General features: G+C 52.1%; 24 protein-coding genes. 8 read left to right on the top strand and 16 right to left on the bottom strand.

The window, feature by feature from the left end:
* Positions 1 to 175: 175 nt before the first annotated feature.
* On the bottom strand, positions 176 to 1,420 hold the full coding sequence (locus tag ACQ4M4_RS14650) for a SidA/IucD/PvdA family monooxygenase (protein WP_430685240.1): 1,245 nt from the start codon (positions 1,418 to 1,420) through the stop codon (positions 176 to 178).
* A 110-nt stretch (positions 1,421 to 1,530) separates the two neighbouring features.
* Here ACQ4M4_RS14650 and ACQ4M4_RS14645 point away from each other — a divergent pair, with 110 nt between their 5' ends.
* The 4 genes from ACQ4M4_RS14645 to ACQ4M4_RS14630 are packed head-to-tail and all read left to right on the top strand — an operon-like array spanning position 1,531 to position 4,592.
* Positions 1,531 to 2,304, top strand: a complete 774-nt coding sequence (locus ACQ4M4_RS14645) for a GTP-binding protein (RefSeq protein WP_430685239.1) — start codon at positions 1,531 to 1,533, stop codon at positions 2,302 to 2,304.
* Positions 2,301 to 3,113, top strand: a complete 813-nt coding sequence (locus tag ACQ4M4_RS14640) for a metallophosphoesterase family protein (protein WP_430685238.1) — start codon at positions 2,301 to 2,303, stop codon at positions 3,111 to 3,113. The genes ACQ4M4_RS14645 and ACQ4M4_RS14640 overlap by 4 nt, the downstream gene beginning before the upstream one ends.
* 2 nt (positions 3,114 to 3,115) lie before the next feature.
* Positions 3,116 to 3,817: a class I SAM-dependent methyltransferase gene (locus ACQ4M4_RS14635; RefSeq protein ID WP_430685237.1), complete on the top strand. Its 702-nt coding sequence runs from the start codon at positions 3,116 to 3,118 to the stop codon at positions 3,815 to 3,817.
* 37 nt (positions 3,818 to 3,854) lie between these two features.
* Positions 3,855 to 4,592, top strand: a complete 738-nt coding sequence (locus ACQ4M4_RS14630) for a metallophosphoesterase family protein (protein WP_430685236.1) — start codon at positions 3,855 to 3,857, stop codon at positions 4,590 to 4,592.
* On the opposite strand, the gene ACQ4M4_RS14625 is transcribed toward ACQ4M4_RS14630, so the two are convergent.
* Both ACQ4M4_RS14625 and ACQ4M4_RS14620 read right to left on the bottom strand, forming a co-directional pair.
* Positions 4,540 to 5,181: a hypothetical protein gene (locus ACQ4M4_RS14625; protein ID WP_430685235.1), complete on the bottom strand. Its 642-nt coding sequence runs from the start codon at positions 5,179 to 5,181 to the stop codon at positions 4,540 to 4,542. The two genes, ACQ4M4_RS14630 and ACQ4M4_RS14625, sit on opposite strands and share 53 nt — an antisense overlap.
* Positions 5,182 to 5,338: 157 nt before the next feature.
* The gene (locus ACQ4M4_RS14620; RefSeq protein WP_430685234.1) at positions 5,339 to 5,764 is read right to left on the bottom strand and encodes a Fur family transcriptional regulator; all 426 of its coding nucleotides are present in this window, start codon (positions 5,762 to 5,764) and stop codon (positions 5,339 to 5,341) included.
* A gap of 46 nt (positions 5,765 to 5,810) precedes the next feature.
* Between ACQ4M4_RS14620 and hemB the strand changes: the two genes are divergently transcribed.
* From hemB to ACQ4M4_RS14600, 4 genes are all read left to right on the top strand, one after another.
* Positions 5,811 to 6,881 carry a porphobilinogen synthase gene (gene hemB, locus ACQ4M4_RS14615; RefSeq protein WP_430685233.1) on the top strand — a complete coding sequence of 357 codons (1,071 nt, stop codon included), beginning with the start codon at positions 5,811 to 5,813 and terminating at the stop codon, positions 6,879 to 6,881.
* A 114-nt stretch (positions 6,882 to 6,995) separates the two neighbouring features.
* Positions 6,996 to 8,189 (top strand): metal ABC transporter solute-binding protein, Zn/Mn family, encoded by a 1,194-nt coding sequence (locus tag ACQ4M4_RS14610; protein ID WP_430685232.1) that lies wholly within the window; start codon positions 6,996 to 6,998, stop codon positions 8,187 to 8,189.
* 127 nt (positions 8,190 to 8,316) lie between these two features.
* Positions 8,317 to 9,111 carry a metal ABC transporter ATP-binding protein gene (locus ACQ4M4_RS14605; protein WP_430685231.1) on the top strand — a complete coding sequence of 265 codons (795 nt, stop codon included), beginning with the start codon at positions 8,317 to 8,319 and terminating at the stop codon, positions 9,109 to 9,111.
* A complete protein-coding gene (locus tag ACQ4M4_RS14600; protein ID WP_430685230.1) occupies positions 9,095 to 9,937 on the top strand; it encodes a metal ABC transporter permease in 843 nt (280 codons plus the stop codon). Before ACQ4M4_RS14605 ends, ACQ4M4_RS14600 begins: the two co-directional genes overlap by 17 nt.
* 11 nt (positions 9,938 to 9,948) lie before the next feature.
* Here ACQ4M4_RS14600 and ACQ4M4_RS14595 read toward each other — a convergent pair whose 3' ends face one another.
* From ACQ4M4_RS14595 to ACQ4M4_RS14535, 13 genes are all read right to left on the bottom strand, one after another.
* Positions 9,949 to 10,185 (bottom strand): alpha/beta hydrolase, encoded by a 237-nt coding sequence (locus ACQ4M4_RS14595; RefSeq protein WP_430685270.1) that lies wholly within the window; start codon positions 10,183 to 10,185, stop codon positions 9,949 to 9,951.
* Between the two features lie 34 nt (positions 10,186 to 10,219).
* A complete protein-coding gene (locus ACQ4M4_RS14590) occupies positions 10,220 to 10,372 on the bottom strand; it encodes a hypothetical protein (protein WP_430685273.1) in 153 nt (50 codons plus the stop codon).
* Positions 10,373 to 10,520: 148 nt separating this feature from the next.
* Positions 10,521 to 11,483 carry a PrsW family intramembrane metalloprotease gene (locus ACQ4M4_RS14585; RefSeq protein ID WP_430685229.1) on the bottom strand — a complete coding sequence of 321 codons (963 nt, stop codon included), beginning with the start codon at positions 11,481 to 11,483 and terminating at the stop codon, positions 10,521 to 10,523.
* Complete coding sequence (locus tag ACQ4M4_RS14580) at positions 11,459 to 11,779, bottom strand: hypothetical protein (RefSeq protein ID WP_430685228.1); 321 nt, start codon at positions 11,777 to 11,779, stop codon at positions 11,459 to 11,461. The genes ACQ4M4_RS14585 and ACQ4M4_RS14580 overlap by 25 nt, the downstream gene beginning before the upstream one ends.
* 30 nt (positions 11,780 to 11,809) lie before the next feature.
* Positions 11,810 to 13,339 carry an alpha/beta fold hydrolase gene (locus tag ACQ4M4_RS14575; RefSeq protein ID WP_430685227.1) on the bottom strand — a complete coding sequence of 510 codons (1,530 nt, stop codon included), beginning with the start codon at positions 13,337 to 13,339 and terminating at the stop codon, positions 11,810 to 11,812.
* Positions 13,340 to 13,375: 36 nt separating this feature from the next.
* Positions 13,376 to 14,308 carry a CPBP family intramembrane glutamic endopeptidase gene (locus tag ACQ4M4_RS14570; RefSeq protein ID WP_430685226.1) on the bottom strand — a complete coding sequence of 311 codons (933 nt, stop codon included), beginning with the start codon at positions 14,306 to 14,308 and terminating at the stop codon, positions 13,376 to 13,378.
* Positions 14,309 to 14,490: 182 nt separating this feature from the next.
* Positions 14,491 to 15,663, bottom strand: coding sequence for a lipase family protein (locus ACQ4M4_RS14565; protein WP_430685225.1), 1,173 nt, complete (start codon positions 15,661 to 15,663; stop codon positions 14,491 to 14,493).
* Positions 15,653 to 16,078 carry a hypothetical protein gene (locus ACQ4M4_RS14560; protein ID WP_430685224.1) on the bottom strand — a complete coding sequence of 142 codons (426 nt, stop codon included), beginning with the start codon at positions 16,076 to 16,078 and terminating at the stop codon, positions 15,653 to 15,655. Before ACQ4M4_RS14560 ends, ACQ4M4_RS14565 begins: the two co-directional genes overlap by 11 nt.
* Positions 16,079 to 16,195: 117 nt before the next feature.
* Positions 16,196 to 17,458, bottom strand: a complete 1,263-nt coding sequence (locus tag ACQ4M4_RS14555) for a PrsW family intramembrane metalloprotease (protein ID WP_430685223.1) — start codon at positions 17,456 to 17,458, stop codon at positions 16,196 to 16,198.
* Between the two features lie 14 nt (positions 17,459 to 17,472).
* Positions 17,473 to 19,332: a mechanosensitive ion channel family protein gene (locus ACQ4M4_RS14550; RefSeq protein WP_430685222.1), complete on the bottom strand. Its 1,860-nt coding sequence runs from the start codon at positions 19,330 to 19,332 to the stop codon at positions 17,473 to 17,475.
* Between the two features lie 427 nt (positions 19,333 to 19,759).
* Complete coding sequence (locus ACQ4M4_RS14545; RefSeq protein ID WP_430685221.1) at positions 19,760 to 20,314, bottom strand: hypothetical protein; 555 nt, start codon at positions 20,312 to 20,314, stop codon at positions 19,760 to 19,762.
* An 80-nt stretch (positions 20,315 to 20,394) separates the two neighbouring features.
* On the bottom strand, positions 20,395 to 20,763 hold the full coding sequence (locus tag ACQ4M4_RS14540; RefSeq protein ID WP_430685220.1) for a hypothetical protein: 369 nt from the start codon (positions 20,761 to 20,763) through the stop codon (positions 20,395 to 20,397).
* A gap of 43 nt (positions 20,764 to 20,806) precedes the next feature.
* Entirely contained in the window at positions 20,807 to 21,454 is a 648-nt protein-coding gene (locus ACQ4M4_RS14535) for an SH3 domain-containing protein (RefSeq protein ID WP_430685219.1), read from the bottom strand.
* Positions 21,455 to 21,584 lie beyond the last annotated feature (130 nt).

The following is a 21,584-nucleotide window of genomic DNA, read 5'->3' as shown; positions in this document are numbered from 1 at the left end:
CATAATGCTCAGGCTGCACTCGATATGCAAGCTCTGGCTGCTACCGCTTCCTTCCTTAAAAACCTTGGTCAACTACAAAAATGGGGAAGTTCTGGGTCGTCCATCCTCAAAGTTTCGAAGTAGACGAGGTTATCAGGTTTTTTAGAATCAGCATCGCCATCAAGCAGTCCAATGCTCAGCGTAACGCCAAGCTAGATTTGGTTAGAGCAGGAACAATGCGATCGCTCACAGCCCTTGCCCCTGATAAATTCCTCGCTGTTGGACCAACTTGCAACGCCGCCAAACCACCCATGATAAATAACTCGCAGCGTTGCCAGCGCAGATGCTCATCCACCACCGGCAACCCCTTCACTACTTCAATAGAGTAAGTCTCTAAAATATCTTTCAACAGCGGGTGCTTCGTAGCATTTAACTGGCTACCCGTCGCCAGCCAAATGCGGTCGATCGTTTGATCTTGAAGGCATTGATGCACCGCTGCATGATCACAACAAACCTGCCAGTGTTCTCCGCTCCATCTCGCACTACGCACCTGGCACTGCTCATAGAACACAATCTTCCCATCCCGTTGCAATCGACGTAATTGCGTCAGAACGGCAGGAGTCATCGATCCGCCGTTTCGTGCCTGCTGAATCATTTGCCAGCGGGTGCTCCAATCTGGTTCTGCCCAAAAGTCCTTGAGATACTTTGGCCCCAGCCAACCAGGATCAGCATCAAACAGTTTTTCGTATACCCTTCTTCTGGCCATGAGAAAAACCTGCGCGCCACGCTCGATCGCACCAATGGCTAAATGACCGCTGGTTAACCCACCGCCAATGATCAGCACTCGTTCTCCTTGCAGTTGCAGCCCTCGCAAGTCAACTCGCCCCGAATGTAAAAGGCGATCGGCTGGATACGGAGTTGCCACCTGTTCAACCCACTCTGGCATCTGTGGAATGCTACCCCCATTTGCCACGACAACTCTGCGGGCAATTAGTGTTTGACCATTAGATAGCTCCAAAAGAAAGCGAGAACGACGACAGTGGCTAAATGGCATCATTCGCGTCACTTGAGCCGGGTACACACAGGTCTGTAGCTTCCAGCGACGGATCACGTCCTGGCAAAAGTCCTGAAACAGGCGAGTTCCGGGTAAATCGTAGGGTGGAAACAATTCATGAGAGCGACCTTCAGCAAAGGTGCGGAGGGCATGAGGATCAGGATCGGGTTGATGCACAGCGGGCGATCGCAGATGAGGAATCTCAAAGGCGGCAAATTGGTGGTTCCATTGGCTCATCCAAACACCGCTGGGATCGAAGACGAGAAACCGCCCGCGCATCGACTTTTTCTTTTGCAATAGATGCGTCACCAGCGTCAGGGCATGGGGTCCGGCTCCAACGATCGCCAGATCAATGGAAGCAGGCAAAGCAACCGAAACATCAACCATAAATCAATTCTAAAATATGAGAATGATTATCATTTCAGTTGTATCATGGTCTGATGTTCGCTGCAAAGCAGATGAACCCCAGCCAGAGATGAGGAGTCAGTTAAAACTCAATGCAAACGTTGGATATTACCCTGGTCGCTGGTCCATCTGGTGCAGGCAAAACCACCTGGATACAGCAGCAGGCTCATGCGATCGCTGATACCGCAATCTATCTCAGCTTAGGAGCCGATGAAACACTGATTGATGCCGCCTACCTGGCAGCAGAGGTTCCTGGACTCACGGTATTACCTGTCATCCAGCTAACGGATTTTTTGGAGCGCCCTACAGATGGAGGTTCTATTTACCTGGAATTAGGGTTTCACCTTGATCTGACTTCACTGATTTTGCCTGACCAAATAACAGCCTGCCGTCGAGTGGCTGTCCTGCCACCCGAAACTCGTCACACCGAATGGCAAGACTGGGCAGATCTGATGGTGACGGGTGCTGAGGCGAAATTTACGTTACAACACTCTCATCTTTGGCGATCGGTGTTGTCTGGGCAGGTGCTTGATCCTGCCAGCCTCAATACCTTTTGGTATGAATTGACACAGGGGGCTTATGGCACGGTTCAACGCGCCAAAGGCATTTTTGATGTGGCAGATGGGCGATCGCTCTATTTCGACTTTGTGGCAGGACTCTCTGAGACGACCTATCTAGAACTGAATCTACCGCTTTGGTTGAACGGCAGGCCCGATCGGTTCAGCGGCATTGAACTTGTGGGTGAAACATTAGAGCAGGAAGCGATCGCGCAAACCCTTAAAGAGTGCTGCTTAGAAGACCATGTGATTGCGTACTACCAGAAGCAAATCAAAGATTCACCAGAACCAGGAGATGAGGTGGCATGAAAATCGCGGTGATGTCTTGCATTCATGGCAACTATGAAGCGTTGAATGCTGTGCTATCGGATATTGATAATCACAATGTCGATAAGATTTACTGTCTCGGTGATTTAGTGGGATACGGCCCTCATCCTAATGCGGTGGTAGAAATGATTCGGTCTCTGGATATTCCAACCTGTCAGGGGTGTTGGGATGAAGATATTGTGGAAGGATTGAAAGCTTGTGAATGTAGTTATCCATCAGTATTAGCAGAAAAACGCGGTAAGTTAGCGCATGAGTGGACGAACCAAGTCATCCACCCTGAAGTGCGGGAATATCTGGCACTGCTACCCCTGAGCTTGCGCGATGGCAACCTGTGTTTTGTGCATGGCAGCCCCCATAACCAGCATGAATATCTGTTGCCAGAAGTCGATGCCTTTGTGGCAATGGAGCGAGTGTTGTCAACGGGTGCTGATATTTTGTTTTGTGGTCATACCCATGTGCCGTATGTGCGATCGCTCGATGCGGGACAACTGCAAATCCGAGTCAAATCGACTCACAAATCAGAGCAGAGTATGAGTTTTTCTGCACCACTCAAACGAATCGTGAATGCCGGATCAGTTGGAGAACCGCGTCATGGTAGACCCAATGCAACCTATGTAATTTATGACGCAGATACGGATCAGATTACGCTGCGTGAGGTGGAATACGACTATCAAAAAACCTGTGCTGCCATTATTGAAAAAGGTCTACCGCCGATCTTTGCGTGGCGATTAGCCAGAGGGATGGAATTTGCCGAACGCGCCGATGACCCAACTCATGTGTGTGAGCGATAGCGATGAGCGAAAACCCGTTTGATTTTGATCGGAATCCTAATTTGCCAACGACTGATTATGACATTGCAGTACGGCAAAGTATTCCGGGCTATGATGCGATGCTCATCATGCTGACGGCTTTATTCCAACTCTATTTGATGGATGAGGCTCATATTCTTGTGGTTGGAGCAGGCGGTGGCAATGAAATCAGTGCTTTGATCCAAACGCATCCAACCTGGCAATTCACGGGTGTTGATCCTTCTGAAAAAATGTTGGCAATTGCTCAAGCCAAGTTTGCATCTTTGGGAATTGAGGATCGTGTCACTCTCCATCAGGGCGTTGTGCAAGACCTGCCACAGTTTCCATTCAATGCAGCAACCAGCCTACTTGTGATGCATTTTCTACCCGATGATGGCACCAAGCTGGATTATCTCAAGGCGATCGCGGCTCGGCTTCAACCCGGTAGCCTGTTTGTGTTAGTGGATTCACATGGAGATAAGCAATCAGAGGTGTTTAAGCGTTTGATTGATGGATGGCAAAAACGAGCACAAATGGCAGGGATGGAATCACAACGGTTGAGCGAACTTGCTGACGGCGTGTGGCAAAACATCCAATGTATTTCAGAAGAACGAACCCTGGAATTATTAGCTCAAGCTGGTTTCACCAAAGTAACTCGTTTTTATACTGGCTTTATTTTCGCAGGTTGGTTTGCGTTTGCAGAATAGGTGACCATTTCCAAATTACAAAGGCGTGTAGCATCAGATGACCTGTTGGGCAATTTTAAGTGGCATTGAAGGGAATTTAGCAGCTTACGAAGCGGTGTTGGCAGATATCAAGCGGCAACGACACCCGATAGAAGAACTGTATATCCTGGGCGATGTGATTGCAGCAACTCCTGCCAGCATCAAAGTGATTCAACGAATTCAGTCTCCTCGTGCCAATGAGCCTGTGCCCCAGGTGTGTCAGGGCTGGTGGGAAGAACAGTTACTGATCTTGCATGGCTTAGGACGAACCGGAGAACCCACTGAATTGATTGAGCGATATGGTGTGGAAATGGTGAAAACCTTGTGGGATGCGATTCCGCGAGAAATGGTGGAGTGGGCGCGATCGCTTGACTTCGGTTTCTTTGAACTTGACTGTTTGTTAATTCACGGGAGTAGCGTCAGTGTGAGTGATGAGCTAACACCGGATACACCGCCAATTCAGATGCTCGATCGCCTCATGCGAATGGATGCTAACACCTTATTTTGCGGTCGTTCTGGATTGACGTTTCAGTATCAAATTCAGCAAGGTACTGTGACATCCAGTGTTACGACGTTAGATCAAACGGTTTCACCACAAGCAACCCAGGTGAAACCTCGGCAGATCGTTGGCGTTGGCAATGTTGGCCGCATTCCTGGACAGGCAACCTATACACTCTACAACCCTGCATCTAATCAAGTGCAATCTAAGACAGTACGATACGGTTCTGGCAAGGGTTTTCAGATTTCCTGCGATTAGATTGTGTTAACAGACGGGTGATCGTCCAATGGGCAAGTCCGAGTGCGATCGCCCACAGCATTTCTTGACTAAACAGTGCGCTGAAAGTCACGAGATCTAGCCCATATCCTCCAAACAAATTCCAGAAAACTGCTATCATCCCTTCAAAAATCAAAAAGCCAATCCCCATCGAGATTGCTATCCATTGCCAATGTCCAGCAAAAGACTGTTGAGCAAATTGTGGGCGCAAGGTCGATATACCTGTCACAATCAATAACGCTAGACCCATGCAACATCCCCACAGTCCTAAAGTCATGAAGGATGCTTCGCTATGAATTCCACCCACTAATCCATCATGAAATAGCCAGAGCAAGAGTGTAGCAGCGATCGCTTTATGGGGTTGCAAGGTTATACCAGCAATGACAGCAAAAGCGACCCAAGGCATGTAAATGTCGAGTGAATGGCTGAGACTACCGAGTAGGATCAAGCCAAACCACCAAAACCAACTGCGAGCTGTTGTTTGCCAGGAGTTTGCCCACTGAACCCTCTGAAGCATCACAGCTTGAGGATATGCAATGGGAGAGGTCAGTGTTGATGGATTCAGCGCCATAATTTTCTCGCAAAAACTTTCTCATCATCGTGAGCAATCCCATTCGCTGCGTCAAACGACATGGGGTCATAGATTGCGGAAGATTGCGCTGAAATTACAAATAAAAAGGACCTTAAACTTTTAAGTGCAAACAGATTTACAATTCGTCTTCAAGCAGCTAAGTACCTTTGGTATCGGCACAGGGAGTACACAAACCGAAAAACTCCAGAGTGTGGTAGTAAACCTTGAACGGAACTGAAGGTTGCAAGTGAGTTTCTAACTCTTGTACCGGGCAGTGATCGAGCAGGAAGGATTGACCGCATTGCAAACAGGTCAGATAGTGCTGATCGGGCGTAACGAGACTGTAGAACGCTTCACCGTTTGCACCCATCCGACTTTTGATTAATCCGTGCAATTTCAGTGTTTCTAATGCCCGATACACGGTTGCCAGCCCGATCGTCTGTCGTTCAAGCAGTAGACTGTACAACTCTTGGGCAGATAGGGCATCTGCTTGCTGGCGCATCACATCGAGTACTGCTTGCTGGTTGCGAGTCAGACGGGGTGAATGGGTTGCACTTTCTTGAGAGGATGAGTCACTTTTCACGGCGAGTGCTGTAGAATAAGCGAATGATAATCATTCTCATTCTACTATGAGCCTGACTGAAACCTCAACGCCTGCACTCCAAACCCCGCAGACAGAAACTGATCCCACTGATTCTGGAAGCCAAGCCAAATCCACTGTGCCAGCGCTTACCCATCGTCCTCGGCGGTTACGGCGAACGGAAACCCTGCGTCGCATGGTGCGGGAGAATGTTTTGCGGGTCGAGGATTTGATCTATCCGCTGTTTGTGATGGAAGGAGAGGGGCAGCGGGAGGAAGTGCCATCGATGCCCGGTTGCTACCGCTATACGCTGGATTTGCTGCTGGATGAGGTCAAGCAGGTGGATGAGTTGGGAATTGGGGCGATCGCCCTATTTCCCCTGATTCCCTACGAGCAGAAGGACAACGCCGGAACTGAGAGCTATAACCCGGATGGCTTAGTTCCGCGTGCGGTGCGAGCCATTAAACAAGCTGTTCCCAATATTTTGGTCATTACCGATGTGGCCCTCGATCCCTACAGCAGCGAGGGACATGATGGCATTGTGCAGGATGGCAAAATCCTCAACGATGAAACCGTTGCCGTGTTGGTAAAGCAAGCTCTGGTGCAGGCAGAAGCCGGAGCCGATTTTGTGGCTCCTTCAGACATGATGGACGGTCGCGTCGGCGCGATTCGCAAGGCACTGGATGCAGAAGGTTGGATCAATGTGGGCATCCTTGCCTACTCTGCCAAATATGCCTCTGCCTACTATGGTCCGTTCCGGGATGCATTGGATTCTGCACCCAAGTTTGGTGATAAGAAGACCTATCAAATGGATGCTGCCAATGCAAGGGAAGCCATGAAGGAAGTGGCTCTCGATATTGCAGAGGGGGCAGACATTGTGATGGTGAAGCCTGCGCTGGCGTATCTAGATATTATTTGCCAGATCAAACAGCACACCCATTTACCCGTCGCCGCATACAACGTCAGTGGTGAATACGCCATGATCAAAGCCGCTGCGGAACAGGGTTGGATTGATGAGAAAAAAGTGATTTTAGAAACGCTGACGAGTATGAAGCGTGCTGGGGCGGATTTGATTTTGACTTACTTTGCGAAAGATGTGGCGGTGATGTTGCAGGGGTGAGGGGAATAGGGAGTGGGGAGTGAAGAGACCTATCTACTCATCCGCCCATTCACCCATCCACTCATCCACCCATCCACTCACCCAATTAACCCATTCGTTAAGAGGATATTTCACATGATTCATTCAGAAACAAGATTACAACCATCCAGCAATTTCGTTCGTCGGTTGTCTATTGCTGTGATGTCTGCGATCGCACTCAGTCTTGGAAGTTGTGCAACGAATGCGCCGACCACCAGTTCTGAGTCGCCTCAATCCGATGCGTCACCAGCAGCAACGGATGAGTTACAGGTGGTGACAACCTTCCTGCCCATTACGCAATTTACGAAAGCCGTGGCGGGCGATCGCGCCGAAGTCACCCAACTTTTGCCAACCAACGTGGGACCGCATGACTACCAGGCAAAACCCGGTGATGCTCAGGCACTCTCCACGGCTGATGTGCTGGTTCAAAACGGGTTGGAAATGGAGTACTTCCTGGATGACATGATCGCGAACGCTGAAAATGCGGATCTGGTCATCATCGACTCTAGCGAAGGCATTGCTACCCTCGCCAGTGACGAGCACAGTCATGATCATAGCCATGCTGAGGGAGAAGCCCACGATCATGACCATGACCATGCTGAAGGCGAGGAGCACACCCATGCCGAAGGTGAAGCTCACGATCACGCTGAAGGTGAAGCCCATGCCGAAGGTGAAGCTCACGGGCACACTCATGGTGAATATAATCCCCATGTTTGGTTAGACCCCAAGCGGGCGATCGCGCAGGTGGAAAATATTCGCGATGGGCTGATTGCGGCTGATCCAGAAGGTGAAGCAGAGTACACTGCCAACGCCGCTGCCTTTATTGCCGAACTGGAAGCCCTGGATGCCGAGATTACTGAAAAACTGGCTCCCTTTGCAGGACAAACCTTTGTGGTGTTCCATGATGTTGCACCTTACTTTGCCGAAAGCTATGGGCTGCAATCCGAGACGTTTGTAGGCATTCCTGAAGAGAATCCCTCGCCTGAAGATGTGAAGCGGGTGATGGAAACGGTGCAGGCGGAGGGGCTGAAAACGATCTTGACTGAACCTCAAGCCGGTCAGGAATCCTTTGAGGCGATCGCTAACGACCTCAACATTAAGGTCAGCGTGTTTGACCCCCTCGAAACCGGGCCTGCCGAAGCGGTGCAGCCCGACTATTATCTGACCACAATGCGTCAGAATGCCGAAAATTTAGTAAACAGCTTTGAGGCATCGAACCAGGCATGGCTTCCTCTCTGGGTGCCCCAACCTGTGGCGGTCGTGCCCCAACGGGTAGGTCTGCGGTTTTGATACCCGTTCAGTTTGAGTTTTGAGTTGAACCCTGGGAATCCGCGAGGAACTCAGGGTTTGAGGCTGTAGACTAACCTGGAGAATCTGTATTTAGCGGTCAATTTTTTGTGGAGTAAGGGGGCGGTAGTTGAGCGATTCGGTTTTAGTCATTGATGGGTTAACGGTGTACCGTGAAACTCACCTGGCTGTGGAGAATGTGTCCTTTGAGGTGCAACCCGGAACAGATACCGCCATCATCGGTCCCAACGGAGCCGGGAAAAGCACGCTAATTCAAGCGGCGCTGGGCATCTTGCCGCGTCAATCGGGGGATGTGTTTGTGCTGGGGCAGCCCTTGTCTGCTAAAGGCCACTTACCGACCGAGGTGCGGCAACGCATTGCTTATTTGCCGCAAAACTTTTTGTTCGATCGCCGCATTCCCATTACCGCCGCCGAGTTAGTAGGACTGGGCTGGGATCGGATGGAACCGCAACTGCCCTGGGTGGGCGGGCGATCGCGCCACCGCGCCGTACGGGAAGCATTGACGCAGGTGGAGGCGTGGCATCTGCGTGACCAACTGGTCAGTAGCTTATCGGGAGGGGAAACCAAACGGGTGCTGCTCGCCTATTGTCTGGTGCGTCCCCGTTCCCTCTTGATTCTGGATGAAGCCCCGGCAGGATTAGATGTACGTAGTGAATCTGATTTTTATCAGTTGCTCTATCAACTCAAGCAGGAACAGGGTTGGGCAATTTTGCAGATTTCCCACGACCTGGACATGGTGCGTCGTAATTGCGATCGCGTCCTCTGCCTGAACCGCAGACTTCTGTGCCAGGGAACTCCCGACCATGCCCTCGCCACTGAGCAATTGTCTTTAGCCTACGGGTCAGAATTCGTTCGTTATCAACACACCTGTCAACTAAACCACCATCATGACCATTCAGGCTGAACTCACTCGCATCACCGAACTATTTCAACTCCCCTTCATGCAGCGAGCACTCATCGGCGGAATGTTAACGGGATTGATGGGCGGGCTAATGGGAAGTTTCACAATTCTCAGGCAGCTATCATTTTTTAGTGATGCGCTGGGACATTCAGCCTTGCTGGGCATCGGCATTGGATTACTGTTAGGGCTTGATCCATCCTGGGTACTGCTGCCGTTTGCGGTCATTTTTGCCCTAGCCGTTGCCTATTTTCTAGAACGCACCCAACTCTGGACCGATGCTCTGTTAAACATCGTTTACTCATCCTCCTTGGCGGTGGGAATTATCTTGCTCAGCTTCCGTGATGAATATCAAGGAGGCATTGGCAATCTACTCTTTGGAGATATTCTCGCTGTGCGAACGAGCGATCTCATATTTGGTAGTGTGTTGCTTGGAGTTTGTGGGCTGTTTCTTAGCTTGACGTTGCGATCGCAAATTCTCATGACCCTTAATGAACCGATGGCGATCGCCCGTGGAGTTTCTGTATCCTTTCACCGAACTGCATTTATTGTCTTACTGTCATTGGTCGTGGGGATCTCGATTAAGGCGATCGGGGTGCTGCTCGTCAGTGCCTTTGTGGTGATTCCTGCCTGTGCCGCTCGACTGCTAAGCCGGACATTCAGCAACTACGTGGTGCTATCGGCAGGGTTAGGGGCACTGAGTGCGGTAGTTGGGATGCTGATTTCAGCGGCGTTTAATTTGCCGTCGGGTCCCAGTATTGTGGCAACCCAGTTGGCAATTTTTTTAACGGGTATGGTATTGCCCCGATTACGTGTTTTAGGACATGGGTGAAACGATCGGGTTTACTCTGCACGCGGCAGTACAAACTCCGGGAACAGGTCGGCGGTGCAGCTGGTATCGGGGGAGCGCTCCGGGTTATTCACAAAGGCAACGCCGATATCCTTGGCGCATTGGGAGAATGTGATCACCGAATGGCCTGCACTGGAAAACTCTACCCAGGTAGCGTTGCGCAGCCCTTCCATCACCTGCCCGGCTGATGCGCTTTGGGTCTGGGTGTCGTAGCGCCCTTGCAGGACCAGAGTGGGAATGCTGCTACTCGTCGGGACACGTTCGCTAGCGCTTCGACCTCGTTGGGGGGCACCACCGTGGGGCAGGGGATGACGGTGTGGGATAGCGGGAGGTTTGGGCTTGGGCAGGAATTTGGGCGGCGAGGCCAGCAGCAAGGGCCAGCAGGGGAAGGGCTAGGGTGTGGATGAGGCGTTTCATGGGTGTGGGGTGTGGATGAGGGAATAAGGGAGAAGACAGTTTTTTAACGGGCTGATGTTTTGGGGTGGGATATCTGGGGAGGTGGTGATGGACTGGTTGGGCGAGAGGTTTATTGGGTTAGGGGTGGCTTTCTACTCGAAGTTCTGGCTCATGCTGCGATCGCTTCTTTCCTCTCTCGCAGGTGACTTAACACATCTCGCCAGAATGCCACCAGTGGATCGGTGTCTACATCTTGCTCCTGCTGCTTTAGTCGCCACTTGCGAAACGCCAGTTCATCCTGGGCTTTGACAATGGCGGTAGAGGTACGGCGGGTGTATCCAGCAATGCGGCGGGTACGGAAGAGGCGATCGCCCTTCACGGCTTCATACTCGTCTGGCGTAATCACGGGTTCCTGCTCATCGGCAAGCTGTTCTCGAATCACGTTTCGCTCCCAGATGCCGCTCTGACAGAGCATTACCCCCGCAATCAGGAAAAACGGGAACAAAGTCATCAGTCGTGTGAAGGTTTGCTGTCCCCACTGATTCAAGAACGGTGTCACCACAGCCGGTGCGATCGTTGCCGTTGCGGATGTATCAACCATGGGTTGACCCGTCTGGAAATAGATCACCAGTGCGATCACCAACCCGGTTATATTGGTCAGGAAATGAGCCGAAAACCCCAGCAACCAGCCGCCGATCGGAGCCGCAACGCGCAACCAGCGACGGGTGGTTTGACGGGCTAACCCCAGCCCCATGCCAAACATTCCGGTAAACAGGGCATGCCCCTCAAACCCAAATACCGCAAAGCGAGAGGCGATTTCGTGATACAGCGGAATATCTCCTGCGCTGTCAAATCCCCTGGCGATGTAAAGCGGAGTTTCCTGCAAATTAAAGCCGATGTCGATCAATGCTCCAAAAATGAAGCCGTCGCGCACATTATCAAACTCGCTGTGGAATAGCCAGAATAACAGCAAAGCTCCCAGAGCTTTGGTGGTTTCCTCCACCAGTGGCCCTGCAATGGGAGCCCCCAGCAGCATCCCGGCATCTTTGCCCAAAACGGCTTTGATATCGGGGTGAAGCGCCACAAAATCACCCAGACTATTCAAGATCACCGTGTTAATGGGAATCGCCATGCGGAGGCGATAATGGCTCCCCACAGCACGGCAATCAGATAAAGCCAGCGAGATTCGGGTTCACGGCGATCGAGAAACCATAGGATGGCAAGGGGAATCAGCGCCATCAGGAGCGAGGCAAGCAAGCCAATGATGTAAACCTGGACTGCTCCTGGCGAGAGGGTCGAAAAGTTACGGAAATGGGAAAACGTACTGGCTAATAACAGCATCACCAGAACGATAATGGCAAAGATTGTATTTTTAGGACGGCTCAAGGGTGAACCATAGAGAATGCGGGCGGAATCAGTCAGCAACATGGGGCACCTCAAGATGCAGAATGGCAGGCATTACTCAGATTCAAAAACAGGTTTGACCTCGGCAAGGCAGCGAGAGTCGGGGGCGCGGTTGGGGTCGGTCAGGAAATCGAGGGCGATCGCTTGGGAACAGGTGGCACCCGTCGTGTTGGCCTTTGCCACCAGAGAGACGTGACCGACACCCGGAAAGGTATAGACATAGGCGTTTTCCAGGTTGCGGGCGACGGCTTGGCCATAGACTTCGGGCGTAACCGGGTCAAATTGACCGTTCAACACCAGCGTTGGAATCTCGGTGTTTTCGTAGGCAAAGGGAGGCTCCAATTCGACCTGGAGTACGTCACAGGCGCGATCGACGAGGGCTTTTTCCTGGGAGCCAAAAAAAGCAAGTTGGGGATAGGGGGGTGGAAACAGCGTGGCCGGATCGACCGTGGTAGAAGCAGCATGAGCACAGAGAACTGCGCTATACATGCCTTCGGCCTCATCCATGACCAACCCTGTGGAAAGCTTCTCCTCAGCCCAGGCAAAATCATTGTTTTGTGCAGCCCGATAAAGGTTGCGGGGCAGGAACCGACTGTCTTCTGTGCTGTATAGGTACGGCACAATGGCATAGGCAAAGTCTTTGCCATCCAACAAAACGTCAAAGGTTTCTTGGGTGTTGGGAAGGGTGAGTTTGGCAGGAATGGGGTGCTGGTTGAGGCGATCGATCAATGACGAAAAGACCCTTTCCAGATCGGGGTAGGTCTGGTTGCATTGGGCATCCTGGGCGCAGGCGGCAAACACATTGCGGAGCGCCTGACTGATGGAGTAGGAACTCCCCAAATTAAAGTCAACATCCGGTCTAACGACACCATCCAGAATCACACTCCGGAGTTTTACGGGATGCTCGTCGGCTTGAGCCATCACATACTGCCCCAGCAACGTCCCATAGGAAGCACCATAAAAGTTAAACTGCTCGTAACCCAGAACCTCGGCAACAACATACAAATCAGCCGCATTTTCGATGCTATTGAAGGCACTAAAGTTTACGCCCGTGGCGACGAGGCGATCGCGACAGGCGGTGATCCAGCCTGAATCAGTAAATTCCAGTTCACCCTTGGCAACCGCAACGTTGTGATCAACCCGCTCTGGACAGGTCAACGCCGGACGGGAAAATTGCGTGCCGCGCTGTTCCACAAACACCATATCCCGTTGCTGCAAAATCGCGGTTCCAACGTTGGTGGAAGGGACGATTTTGCTGGGGAATAATCCAATCGTTGAACTGCCTGGCCCACCCTGTTCCATCATCAGCGGGTCTGGAGCCGGGTTGTCGCCAATGCTGCGAGTCCGCACGACGGCCAGTTGAATTGTGCGACCGTTGGGCTGGCTGTGGTGTTCAGGCACGGTGACATAGCCGCAGTCTGACAGGGCGGCAACCAGGGGCACCAGTCCAAACGTTGAGCAGTCGGCTGGCTCCCAGGTAGGGCCAAACGGGCTGCGGTTGTTTGCAGTAGCAGCAACGCTGGTGGCGATCGCCGCCACTGTCAGAACCATGAATTGAATCAATCGCGCAAACGAAAACTTCATGGCGATGCCTCAGGAAAACACAGCAAATGGGAAGGTTCAGGCGTTGCGCTGCCAGGGCGATGGCACGATGCTGCCACGCCGCACCGCCAAAACCAGCATGACCACGGTGAATGTCGTCGCCACCAGGACTGCGATCAGCGAACCCTCCATGCCAGCGCTGCCGCCGGTGAGTAGGTCTGGCCCTTGGAAGGTGGTCTTGAACAAACCCTGCATTTGCTCGCCGCCAGACACGGCACCGGAGTAAACCTTGCCCATCGTGTAGTTCCAGGCGATGTGGATGCCGATGCTGATCCACAGGCGACCAGTAACCATATAGGGTGCGGCCAGCATCGGGCCGAACACGATGGCGATGGCCGCGACACCGACAAAGGTTTCGCCTGCGTTGCCACTGTGCACGTAGCCAAACCACAGGGATGAGAGCACCAGCGCCACCCAGCTACCGAACACGCCCTCAAGGATGCGAAACCACACGCCACGGAACACCAGCTCCTCGGTAAAGGGGGTTATCACCGTCACCCATGTCACCCCTGTCACTAAGTTCTGCCAACCAGCAATACCCTCGATGCGGAAGAGACCGAAGGCCATTGCGATCAAAACGCAGGTGGTGAACAGTCCGAAGCCGAGCAAAAGACCGATGCCGAGTTCGCGACCTAAGGGGGGCAGGGCCAGTTCGCTAACCGATCGGCGTTCTACGAAATACGCATAGCTCAAATAGACGATCAGCAGGCTCGCGATGATGAACACGCCCGTGACCAGAGGTACTAACTGGCCTGACGGGAGGAGCAGGGGCGTTCCCGGAGCTGATGCTACGTCATTACTAAACATGAAAACGTAGCCTGACCCTTGCAAGTAAAGCAAGAGATTGTAGAGCACCAGAATGCTGACGAGTGGGTTGCGCAGGATGCGCAGTAACGGGCGGATTCTTGAATCGGTGCGTGGATCTGTTTTTGACTCGATTTGGGTATTCATGGATGATCTCCAATCAGGCAGGTTTACGGGTTCAGGTGACTGGCAGGTGGCAAGGTCACACGCCGACGCTGCATACGTTAAAAGGCTGACTTAGCAGCGCACATCATCAAACTCCCTTCGCATCGTCAGAACAAAAGCAAGACTCTTGGCTCTTAGGCGAGGCATCAAGGCACATCCAGGGTCTACGACAAACGCACCCGCAAATTATCAAAACCCTTATCTGACCGGGTTTCTGCCCCTTTTTCAATGGCTTGGCGGTAGGTTTCGACGAAATGATTGGGTATAATGTCACCCTGTTGAGATAGAAACGACCACGACTCACCCACGTGCACAAAGTCATCCGTGAGGAGTTTGCTCAGGGGCAGCATGGGAATCATGTCGGCTAGATTGGTGATGCGATAGTGATTCGGCAGCAACTGGCTATGGGCTTCCACAAATGCTTTGTTGCCCAACCGGGGACCGGCGTAGGTATAAATCTGAATACTGGGTCGAAACTTGGGCAAAGTCAGGGCTAGATCAAGGGCTGCAAAGGCCGCCAGCGCCGCTCCCAAACTGTGCCCGGAGATGACCAGGGGCTGCTGTGGATCTAAGGATTGCACCGCTTCCCTGACGGCGGCGGCTAAATGGGTGTTGTAAAAGTCATAAATGCCGGAATGAACTTTACCGATCGCCGTTCCATTTACGGGATGAAGGTAGTCTGATTGAATCGCCAGGATATTTTCCAGCCATTCCAGTTGCCGCTGCGTTCCTCGAAACATCAGGACATTCAGCCTGGAAGACGCTAACAAAAACCCGTAGTAAACCGAAATTCGTTGCTGCAGTTGCACCACCTGTTTCACCTGATCCTGAATCACGTCTTTGGTTTGGTTGACGCGATCGCCCAGTTCATTCAAGTCGTTGGGGGTGTTGGCTAAGGCGGCCAGCGGCACCTCCAGGGGAATGGCCTCTTCTACCCGTTCGGCGGCTTGAAAGGAGGTCATTTGTCGAAAGGGGGTAAAGCCCTGGGTGTAGAGGGGCAAGGCCGAAATACTCCCGTCATAATTTGCGTCAAACTTGCCCTTGAGATATTGCTGGGTAGCGAGTTTGCTGCCGGTAATCAACAGCTTCGACCACTCGCGGCTGTAGGGAATAGTGGGCGATCGCAGCTTGGCACTCTGCTGCACGGCGATCAGGTCTTGCATTGCCGTCAGGTCAGCCTCAAAGGCAGATTGAACCAGTTCCGTTGGATCGTACAGCTGCTGGAGTTTCCCCTGTTCGGCTTTCAGAGCCTGCTGCCGCAACTGTTCGCGCCCAAATAGTGCCGCGATCGTAGTGCCCAACCCAGACCAAAGTAAAAACCGGCGGTTAAATTTCATCGTGCTCATCCGAGGAAGGAGAACGGTGCGAAATGATAAGGGATTGACTCACGTAAAAATGATTGACCGCCTGCCCCATCCCCCAGAAGTAAGAGAAGGTGGCTATTCCAGGGGCTAGCAGCCCGATGAGCGGCACCACAACTCCCATCACCACCACCACCCAAACCAGCAGCCCCATCAACATTGCACCAACGATGCCAAACAAAACGCCAATCCTGGCCAACAGCCCACCTCGCTTTCGAGACTGCCAGAGGCGGGCAAGGTTGCTCACCAGCAAAACGTTGAGCAGCACCAGGGCGATCGCTTGCCATACCCGAATATTTGGAATAGGCAGCAGGGCAATAATGGTGGCACCCAACGCATAATCCAAAATCAGGTTGCGGGCTTTGAAGTTGGTTTTAGCAGGATGATCCATCGCGATCGCAGTTCATGGACTAACTGAACTAACTGGACTGATTGAGTATTTAGGAATTGCGAGAGGCATCAAGTGGAGGGTGAAATCGAGGGTTCACCGTCTACCTCATATCTGCATTCAGCAAGGGGCAGGCATTTTCGCACCCCGCAGGCGCAGCAACTCATTTCGCCAGGATGCCACCAGCGGATCGGTGTCTACATCCTGCCCATGCTGCTTCAGTCGCCACTTGCGAAAGGCCAGTTCATCCTGAGCTTTAACAATGGTGGTAGAGGTGCGGCGATCGCATCCAGCGATGCGGCGAGTGCGAAAGAGGCGATCGCCCTTCACGGCTTCATACTCGTCTGGCGTAATCACGGGTTCCTGCTCATCGGCAAGCTGTTCCCGAATCACGTTTCGCTCCCAGATGCCGCTCTGCCAGAGCATCACCCCCACAATCAGGAAAAACGGGAAAAAGCCCACCAGTCGCATGGCGCTGTGCTGCACCCACTGACTTAAGAAAGGTTCCACAACCGCTGGAGTGGCAGCCGCCGTTTCGGGGATATCAGCCAATGGCTTACCCGTGGTCAAATAAACGGAGAGTGCAATGAGTACCCCCAAGGCATTATTCAGGAAATGCCCGGAGAACCCCAGCAGCCACCCACCGATCGGAGCGGCATAGCGCAACCAGCGACGAGTGGTTTGACGGGCTAACCCCAAGCCCATGCCAAACAGCCCGGTGTACAGCGCATGACCCGCAAACCCAAACAGTGCAAAGCGATCGGCGATTTGAAAATACAGTGGCATATCACCCGTGGAGTGAAACCCATTGGTGATGTAAAGCGGAGTTTCCAGCAAGTTAAAGCCAATTCCTATCAATGCGCCATAAATAAAGCCATCGCGCACGTTATCAAACTCACTTCGGAATAGCCAGAACAGCAGCAACACCCCTAACCCTTTGGCGATTTCCTCTACAATCGGACCGGCGATCGGGAGTGCCAGCATATTCCCAGCACCTTCGCCCAAAATGGCTTTGATATCGGGGTGAAGCGCCACAAAATCACCTACAGCCTGGAAAATAAAAGCGTTAATGGGCAGCGCAATTGCGGTGGCAATCACGGCTCCCCACAATACGGCAATCAGGTAAAGCCAGCGAGATTCGGGTTCGCGGCGATCGAGAAACCAGAGAATGGCAAGGGGGAGCAGTGTCATGAGTAGGACGGCAATTTGACTGCTGAAAAAGACCTGGACATCCGCTGGGGAGAGGGCTGAGAAATAGTTACGAAACAGCGAATAGAGGCTGGCTACCAACAGCGTTGCCAGAACGGTGATGGCAAAGATGGCATTTCGAGGACGGCTCAAAGGCGAACTGTAAAAAATCCGGGCAACGTCAGCTTGTGGCATAAGCACCTCGTGATTCAGGTATTCTCCGGTTTTCTAATTGCTTGAGAATTGTGATTTGAATGATTGACAGGGGAATCCAACGCATAGTTTTGCTGCGGTGCACCGATTTCGATGCCGTTTTCTGCCAGTGCCCGCCGTACGCGCAGGCGAAATTCTCGACCGACTGACCACTGTTGACCCGGTTGTGTCTCAATCCAGGTGGTAATGGTCATGCCGCTATGGGAAACGTTGTCAATGCCAAGCACCTTGGGGGCTGACACAATCTGGTCATGCCATGCAGAATCGTGATACAGTCCCTGAGCGACTTCCTGCATCAGCGTTAGGGCGCGATCAGGATTGGTGTGATACGCCACATCTATGCTGAAATTTACCCGTGACCATCCGCGTGTCAGGTTCTTCACTTCGTTAATCTGACGGTTGGGAATCGTGATCATCTCACCCGTCCCACTGCGAAGTTGCGTAACCCGCAAATTAAAATTTTCAACTAATCCAGAAACCGTTCCCAGATCAATGTAGTCTCCGAGCGCAAATTGATCCTCCGCCAGGATCAAAAAACCATTCACCAGATCTTCCACTAACCGTCGCGATCCAAAGGAGATGGCTAATGCCAGCAGTCCCAGAATGGCAACCGTAGAAGCGGTTGGCACCCCAATCCCTCCTAATGCCCATAACCCACCAACAATAAGCCATCCGATCGTCACCAACCCTTTGGCCGCTCCAGCAATAGTCGAAATCCGGAGTTGGTGGCGTTGGGTATCTCCTAACTGAATCAAATCCGTCGCATTAGAACGCTTCCATTGATCGGCCAGACGATCGACCAGCCACCGACTCAGGCGAATGTATATCCCGGTAAAGAACCAGATTCCTAATAAATCCAGCAGAACTTCGACCCATCTGAACTGGTTTTCGAGCAAGTAAGGCGACATTAGGGCAATCCAGAAGCCGCCGCCATACCAGGCCAAAATCAGTAACCAGAACAATAGCCACTGCATGAAGGCCAACAAACTAAGCTGGCGATCGAGCGTCAGCACTCTTGCAACAACCGATGGCATCACGTTATCTGTTGTGGCAAGGCGCTTAAAGACATGCGCCAGTCGTTGTAGAAGAGGAGTGTGTGTTGGGGCGATCGCAGCTTCTGAGGGCAGCACGGGTTGCAGCGTTTGCGGTTCGGATGGAGCTGCGATTGGTGTGGAACCGGGTGTTGTTTTGCGTGCCTTTTTCTGTCGGCGCAGTTGCTTCTGGCGACGCAACAGGCCGTATTTCACAACGACAATGATGCCCGTAAGTCCCCCCAACCCCAGCAACATGCGCAGGATGCGCTGTTGGCTTTGCGGCAGCTCTTGGAGACCTGTTCGGAGTTCCTGTTCTAAAACCCCTCGCCACTGCTCCGCGAGCTGATCCACAGGCAACCCGTTGAACTGAGAGTCCAACTCGGTCACAGACATCAAAATCAGTGGTTCAGTAAATTGGGCATCCCGCGCTTGAATAATTTTGATGTTGTTCAACTGCGAAACATCAAACACCAATGTCTCGGCATCCATGGGGCGTTTTAGCAGAAGCAATAGACGCGCACTCACCTCTGCGGCTCGTTGCTCTACAGTTTGCTTACCCACCAGAGCATCCGGACTGCGATCGTAAATGGTGGGAGATGCGATGGTGAACAGTTTGGTCAAACTGAGCGGCGATCTCACGGCGATCGTTTCAAGATTACCGTAGCGAGCCACCTGTGATGGAGGCCCCACATTTTCACTTTGGCCAAACCCCTCCGGCAGGGACAACTGAGCATGCACAGGTCGCCCTGGCGATAGGGTAATTCCCAGGGCGATCGCAAAAGCCAAAATACACGTTAAGAGTTGTCTTAAGGAAATAGACATCAAGTTACGGGGGGCACCCAGACATTGATCCAGCCTGACTCAACGCAATGAAAACCGCTTCCGGCTTTGTGACGTAGGTTAGCTTCGCAATGCAAATTAGGTAACAGGAGCAACCTGGTACGAGTTTGATCATGCCAAACCTTTCCACAAAATTGCGTCTTATTCAATCCATAATCCTTAGAGTTAGTTTGGGAAAAATCCAACCTTCCTAGAACTGTTTCAAACGGATAGGACCTACGCACGTCATCCGAAAAACCAGGGGTTGAATGATGGTGGGAGCGCTAGGCACTCCCACCATCATTCAACTGCGTAGGTTCTGACGGATTCCTAGAATTGCCAATTGAATAAAACCCAGAATGTTGTTTAGCAAGCGCGGCGGAGTCGTTCTTCCCAAATAACATCTCACGTTCTATTTCGGACTCGATCCTTAATCCACACAGTGATACCAATCGACGTAAAAAATGTCTTGAAAGCGGCCGTCCGAGGTCACAATTTCCACACACTGTCCAGAGTTGCCCTCAATCCAGAAGGATGCAACGGCTGTGTTGGAAATCCGCTCATTGCGACGGTAGGTATAGCCGCGTCGTTGCACCTCGCCTTCTGCCTGTCCGGCTCTTGCTCCCACCATATCCTGCAAGGCGGGCGGGGCAGAGGATTGCGTGCTTGTGGAATCGCCACGATTGCAGTCTGTTGTGCCTCCTGCATACACGAGCGATGCGTAACGTCCATTATCAGTCCGCACGATAATGCACTGCCCACTTCCCGATTGCGTCCAGTAGCTATAAACCGCATCGCCCGATTGCTCGGCCCAGCGATACTCATAGCCCCGCTGTTCCAATTCGGCTTCGCCATCTCGCCCTCTTGCACCCACCAGATCTTGGACATCCCGAACCGGATCTCCGGCATTTTGAGCGTAGGCATTAAGGGCGATCGCCATGAGCAGCGAACTGGCAATCACAGGAATCAACCGACGAAACTTCATAGCATTCCTCACAGTTCAAAAGGTCTCCAACCTGACTCGTTAAGATGATCTGCACTCCATCTCAGCACCAATAGATTTGGCTATAGCGAACCTTCATCGACGTTCGAGAAGGTGTAGTTATAAAATTCATCGCCTGTACGAACGTTAATAACGACCATCTGCTTGGTGTCCATGTCATACATCACGCGAACCTGCCCATCTTCTCCAACAAACATGCTGCCGGAAGTCCGTTCTAACCAACCATGGAACAAGAATTCACCTTCGGAGATCTGAACCACAACGTGGTCTCGATCAATGACGGTCATGTAGGTTACTGGGGTAGCCGCAATCAGGATAGGGGCAGATTGAACGGTTTGGGCATGGGTCGGGCTAGCCTGATTGGCAACTCCCCAAATGCCGCTGACGGCAACAATCGAGAGAGCCACAGCAGTTTGTTTAAGACGGTTCATCGTATATCCTCCTCAAGCTTGAATACACCGATACTGCGCTAAATTATTCGCCACCATCGGAAAAGATGATGAAATCACTGCGAATCCAGCCTGTTGCACCGGAATTGGGGAAGCGAACGTTACACCAATTGAGATCACTGCCTCTGGTGTCGGTATCCTGCACACAGCGCAGGATCTGGACGCGATCGCCCACCAGCCCATAATGCGGCGCACTCGAATTGATCGTGGGTTGCGATCGCACATTAATACGGGCGTTGGAACTTCTGGCTGTTAAGGTTCCATCGTTGGGATTGTTGGCAACGGGGCTAGTGGGAGCCGAATTGCTTGCCCCACTCTCGTAGGGAGCCGTATCCCAATACACGTAGATTGATTCGTTGGAGAGGCGATAGATTTGACCGCGATCGCCCAATCCTGACTGTCGATAAGCGGCCTGTCCATTTTGATCCACATAGTTACCGGGCTGGTCGCCAACAGGTTGCAGATCATAGCGCTGGCCATTTTGCAGTTGAATGCCCACAGCACCTTGTCGCTGAGAGAAGCTGCAAAGACCGGAGGAGGTTGCGCGATCCTCTCCTACAGGGTAGATATCGCAGCGGGCATCGACGGTGTCGGCTCTGGCAGCAACAGCAAGACCAACGGAAGTAAGGATGGCGATCGCTGATCCAACATAAAAATTTGCAACTTTTACCATACTGTCATTGGCTTGAATTACATGATGAAACGCAATTAAAAGACATCAAGAATAAGGAACGTTTCCCGAGTAGAAACAGAAGATAATTAGCACCGGAAAGGAGATTTCATCTAAGGCTTTTCAGCAATCT

The organism is Leptolyngbya sp. AN02str (genome assembly GCF_050565595.1).
Taxonomy (GTDB): Bacteria; Cyanobacteriota; Cyanobacteriia; order Elainellales; family Elainellaceae; genus Kaiparowitsia.
The sequence above is the reverse complement of the archived record's forward strand: the minus strand, read 5'-3'. Positions and strand labels throughout refer to the sequence as shown.